This is a genomic window from Stenotrophomonas sp. PS02297 (assembly GCF_029959705.1).
In the GTDB taxonomy this organism is placed as follows: Bacteria; Pseudomonadota; Gammaproteobacteria; order Xanthomonadales; family Xanthomonadaceae; genus Stenotrophomonas; species Stenotrophomonas nitritireducens.
In genome coordinates this window covers 1-5,332 of record NZ_JASCOS010000171.1, presented here as the reverse complement: position 1 = coordinate 5,332, position 5,332 = coordinate 1, and the positions used below count along the sequence as shown (strand labels likewise).

Annotated in this window: 4 protein-coding genes; 2 read left to right on the top strand and 2 right to left on the bottom strand. The window is 71.6% G+C overall.

The genetic code is table 11. From position 1 onward, the window contains the following. Nucleotides 1-317: SDR family oxidoreductase (locus QMX80_RS18100; protein WP_282278567.1), on the top strand; the 317-nt coding region annotated here is incomplete at its 5' end. A gap of 195 nt (nt 318-512) precedes the next feature. Then, entirely contained in the window at nt 513-1,175 is a 663-nt protein-coding gene (locus QMX80_RS18095) for a response regulator transcription factor (RefSeq protein WP_055771326.1), read from the top strand. Nucleotides 1,176-1,381: 206 nt separating this feature from the next. Here QMX80_RS18095 and QMX80_RS18090 read toward each other — a convergent pair whose 3' ends face one another. Further along, a complete protein-coding gene (locus QMX80_RS18090; RefSeq protein WP_282278565.1) occupies nt 1,382-4,627 on the bottom strand; it encodes an efflux RND transporter permease subunit in 3,246 nt (1,081 codons plus the stop codon). A gap of 1 nt (nt 4,628) precedes the next feature. Next, a complete protein-coding gene (locus QMX80_RS18085; RefSeq protein WP_282278563.1) occupies nt 4,629-5,297 on the bottom strand; it encodes an efflux RND transporter periplasmic adaptor subunit in 669 nt (222 codons plus the stop codon). Nucleotides 5,298-5,332: the final 35 nt, after the last annotated feature.

Here is a 5,332-nt window from a genome sequence, read left to right as displayed (position 1 = left end):
GGGCCCGCGGGGCCCTGCGCGGGGGCGGGGGGGGGGCGCGGGGGCCGCCCCCCCCCCGCGACAGCGGCGGCGTCACCGTCAACTGCGTGTGCCCCGGCTGGGTGGAAACGCCGCTGATCGAGCCGCAGATCCAGGCGCACCGCAACGGCGGCAGCCGCGACGACGGCGTGCGCGCCCTGCTGGAGGAAAAGCAGCCCAGCCTGCGCATGTCGCTGCCCGAAGACATCGCCGCGATGGTGGTGTGGCTGTGCCGCCGCGAGGCGCACAACCTCACCGGCACGGCGCTGCCGATGGACGGCGCCTGGACCGCCCAGTAAACAACCGCTCCCCGTAGGAGCGGCTTCAGCCGCGATGAAGCATTCATGCAAATCTATCTGCAACAGGCCAATGCCCTGCATGCGGATGGGTTGATGGGAATGCCCCATCGCGGCTGAAGCCGCTCCTACCGGGACCGCTCAGCCACGCCGTGCCCATTTCGCCGACAATCGAGGCCCGTCCCCGCCACCATGCCCATGCCCAGCCTGCTGATTGCCGACGACCACCCGCTGTTCCGCGCCGCGTTGCGCCAGGCCGCGGGCGAAGCGGTGGCCGACCTGCAGGTGCGCGAGGCCGAATCGCTGGAAGGCGTGCTGGCCGCACTCGATGCCGCACCGGACACCGACCTGATCCTGCTCGACCTGCACATGCCCGGCAATCACGGGCTGGCCGGGCTGGCGGCGATCCGTGCCCAGCATCCGGGCGTGGCGGTGATCGTGGTGTCGGCCAACGACGACCCGCGCGTGGTGCGGCGCGCGCTCGACCACGGCGCCGCCGGCTACCTGCCCAAGAGTTCGGGCCTGAACGAACTGCGCGAGGCGATCCGCAGCGTGATGGCCTGCGAGCAATGGCTGCCCGCCTCGCTGCGCGCGGCGGTGGCGCGCGCGCAGTCCTCCAGCCACGACAGCGAACTGGCCGCGCGCCTGGCCAGCCTGTCGCCGCAGCAGTTCCGCGTGCTGGCGCTGGTCGCCGAGGGCCTGCTCAACAAGCAGATCGCCGACCGCCTGGACGTGCAGGAGCGCACGGTCAAGGCGCACCTGTCGGCGATCTTCGAACGCCTGGGCGTGCGCAACCGCACGCAGGCCAGCGTGGTGCTGCGCGAACTGGAACTGAGCGACCCGGCCAGGCAGATCGAATAGGCGCATGTCGCCCGGCGCCGGCCGGCTACAACGCCTGCAACGTGGCCGGTGGCCACCCGACAGCTGCCCGTGCCGGATGACGGTGCGCGCCCAGGCACCGCGATCCGGCCCAGGCGCGTACCGTGCCCGTCATCGCCGCGCCGTCCAAGCGCTGCGTTCCGCCGTCGCCGGTCACAACGCGGCGGCCGGCCGGGGCAGGCCGTCGCTCAGGACGCGTCCTCCTTCCGGCGCGTGCGCTGCAGCAGCGCGTAGTACAGCAGCGGGATCACCAGCAGGGTCAGCACGGTGGACACCAGGATGCCGAAGATCAGCGCGATCGCCAGTCCGTTAAAGATCGGGTCGTCGAGGATGAAGAACGCACCGGCCATCGCCGCGAGCGCGGTCAGCGCGATCGGCTGCGCGCGCACCGTGCAGGCCTCGATCACCGCGTGCTCCAGCGTGCTCCCGCGCTCGATCAGGTGGTTGATGAAATCCACCAGCAGGATCGAGTTGCGCACGATGATGCCGGCCAGGGCGATCATGCCGATCATGCTGGTCGCGGTGAACTGCGCCCCCAGCAGGGCATGGCCGGGCATCACCCCGATCACCGTCAGCGGGATCGGCGCCATGATCACCAGCGGCACCACGTAGTTGCGGAAGTACGCCACCACCAGCAGGTAGATCAGCACCATGCCGGCGGCGTAGGCGATACCCATGTCGCGGAACGTTTCGTAGGTGATCTGCCATTCGCCGTCCCACTTCACGCCGAAGCCGGCGCCGTCCGGCGGCTGGCGCACGAAGAACTGCGACAGGCGAAGACCATCGACGGGGTTGCCGCCGATCTGGCCGACCAGGTCGAACATGCCGTACAGCGGGCTGTCGACGCGGCCGCTCTCGTCGCCCATCACGTACACCACCGGCAGCAGGTCCTTGTGCTGGATCGCGCCGTCCCATTGCGTGCGCCGCACCGTCACCAGCTCCGACAACGGCACCAGCTGGCCGTCGCCGCCGCGCACGCGCAGCGCCAGCATGCCATCGAGCGTGGCCTGGCCGGCGGCTGGCAGGCGCAGCCGGATCGGGCGCGGATGGCGTGAGCCGCTGTCGACGACATGGCTGGCGTCGCTGCCGGACAGGCCGGCGGCGATCGTCCTTACGATGTCCGCCTGCGAGACGCCCAGCCGCGCCGCACGCTCGCGATCGACGGCCAGCACCTCGCGCGCGGCATCGGCCTCGACGCTGCTGTCCACGTCGACGATGCCGTCGGTGGCGAGGAAACGCTGCTCCAGCGCGCGGCCGGCACTGCGCAGGCGCGCGTAGTCCGGGCCGTACAGCTCGGCGACGATCGGCGACAGCACCGGCGGGCCCGGCGGCACTTCCACCACCTTGACCGAGGCGCCGTGGCGGCGGCCGATCCGGTCCACGTCGGGCCGCAGGGCGACGGCGATGTCGTGGCTCTTGCGCCTGCGCTCGTGGCGGTCGACCAGGTTGACCTGCAGGTCGCCGACGTTGGCGCCTTCGCGCAGGTAGTACTGGCGCACCAGTCCGTTGAAGTTGATGGGCGCGGCGGTGCCGGCGTAGCCCTGGTAATGCCGCACCTCGGGTATGCGGTCGAGCGCGCCGGCCAGTTCGGCGAGCAGGGCATTGGTGTCCTCCAGCGTGCTGCCCTCGGGCATGTCCACCACCAGCTGCAGTTCGGACTTGTTGTCGAACGGCAGCATCTTCATCACCACCAGCCGGAACCCCGCCAGGCTTGCCGCCAGCGCCACCAGCACCGCCATCGCCAGGAACAGCCAGCGGCGCCGGCGTGCCGCGCCATCGACGGCCAGAAAGGGCGTCATCGTGCGTTCGAACACGCGGTGCAGCCGCGCCGCCATGCCGCCTTCCGCATGGCCATGTCCGCCGGTCGCCGCGTCGCCGGCATGGCGGCGCAGCAGTTTCAGCGACAGCCACGGCGTGACCACCAGCGCGATCAGCAGCGACAGCAGCATGCCGACCGAGGCATTGATCGGGATCGGCCGCATGTACGGCCCCATCAGGCCGCTGACGAAGGCCATCGGCATCAGCGCGGCGATCACGGTGAAGGTGGCCAGGATGGTCGGCCCGCCCACTTCATCGACCGCCGCCGGGATCGCCTCGCGCAGCGTCCTCCCGCCCTGCGCCATGTGCCGGTGGATGTTCTCGACCACCACGATGGCGTCGTCGACGAGGATGCCTATCGAGAAGATCAGCGCGAACAGCGACACCCGGTTGAGGGTGAAGCCCATCGCCCAGGAGGCGAACAGCGTCACCGCCAGGGTCAGCACCACCGCCGAGCCGATCACCAGCGCCTCGCGGCGGCCCAGGGCGAACAGCACCAGCAGCACCACCGACCCGGTCGCGAACACCAGCTTCCTGATCAGGGTCCGCGCCTTGTCGCTGGCGGTCGCGCCGTAGTCGCGGGCGACGGCCACCTGCACGCCATCGGGAACGACCTGCCCGCGCAGCGCCTCGATCCGGTCCAGCGCCGCACGGGTGATGTCGGCCGCGTTGCTGCCGGGCTGCTTGGTGATGGCCAGCGTCACCGCCGGCGCCACGCCGGTGCGCGGACCGCCGCGCCCGGGCGGTGCGCCATGCCAGACATAGCTCGACGGCAGGTCGGCGGCATCGCTGACGGTGGCCACGTCGGCCAGCCGTACCGGCTGCCCGCCGGCCACGCCCAGCACCAGCCCGGCCACGTCGGCGCGGTCGGCCAGGAAGCGGCCGGCACTTACCTGCACCACGCCATCGCCACCGATGCGCTCGCCGGCCTGGCGCGCCAGGTTCGCCGCCTGCAGCGCGATCTCAAGGTCGTTCACCGCCAGCCCATGGGCGGCCAGCCGCGCCGGATCCAGCGTCACCATCATCGCCCGATCGGGCGCGCCGAGGGTATGGACATCGCGGGTTCCGGGGATGCGCTTGAGCTCGGCTTCCAGCGTGTGGGCGACTTCGGCCAGGTCCAGCGCGCCGCGCTGCGCATCGTCGGTCCACAGCGTCAGCGCCATCACCGGCACGTCGTCGATGCCGCGCGGCTTGATGAGCGGCTGGCCGACGCCCACGTCCGGCGGCATCCAGTCCTGGTTGGAGAACACCTTGTCGTACAGGCGCACCAGCGCCGGCTGCCGCTGCACACCGACCTCGAACTCCACCGTCAGCACCGCCAGCCCGGGACGGCTGACCGAATAGGTGTGCTTGACCTGCTCGATCCCGGCCAGCTTCTGCTCCAGCGGCCCGGTCACCAACTGCTCGACCTGGCGCGCATCGGCGCCGGGGAACGGCACGATGACATTGGCCATGGTCACGTCGATCTGCGGCTCTTCCTCGCGCGGGGTCACCGCCACCGCGACCAGGCCGAGCAGCAGGCCCAGCAGGGCGAGGATCAGGGTCAGCGGATTGTCCTGGAAAATCCGCGCGAGGCGGCCGGAAATACCCAGCCGCGGCGTGTCGTGTGCGGACATCTCAGTGTTCTCCGCGTGCGGCGGCCAACGCCTGCATCGCCGCGAGCGGATCGCTGGCGATGCGCTCGCCCGCCTTCAACCCGGCGATCACCTCGACGTTGTCGCCGCTGCGTTCGCCCAGGCGCAGCTGGCGCAGCGACAGCCGGCCATCGGCGAGCACGTAGACGGCATCGACCTCGCCACGGTGCAGCAGCGCCGAGGCCGGCACCTGCGGATGGGCGCCGCCCTTCACCGCCGGGAACACCACCCGCGCCGAATTGCCAGGCTGCGGCGCCGGATCCAGCGCCGGCAGGCCGACCCGCACCTTCACCGAATGGGTCGCGGCATCGGCCGCCGGGAACACCGTCACCTGCGCCGCGTCGATCCGGCGGCCATCGTCCAGGCGCACCTGCGCCACGGCATCGGCGCGGATCGCATCGGCCTCGGACTGCGGCACGCTGACCTCCACGCGCAGCGCGTCGGGAGCGAACACCGTCATCAGCCGCTGGCCGGGGTTCACGCTCTCGCCCGGCTCGACATCGCGGGTACTGACGATGCCCGCATAGGGCGCGCGCACCAGGGTGTAGGCCCCCTGCTGGCCGGCGCTGGCCAACTGCGCACGCGCCGCGTCGCGCGCGGCGGCGGCGGTGTCGCGCGCGGCGCGGGCGCGGTCCAGCTGCGCCCGCGCCACCTACTGGCCCTGCGCCAGGTCGGCATGGCGGCGGT

Excerpts from the sequence above, each read along its gene's own strand:
- QMX80_RS18095 (WP_055771326.1), top strand. The coding sequence starts at position 513 with ATGCCCAGCCTGCTGATTGCCGACGACCACCCGCTGTTCCGCGCCGCG.
- QMX80_RS18090 (WP_282278565.1), bottom strand. The coding sequence starts at position 4,627 with ATGTCCGCACACGACACGCCGCGGCTGGGTATTTCCGGCCGCCTCGCG.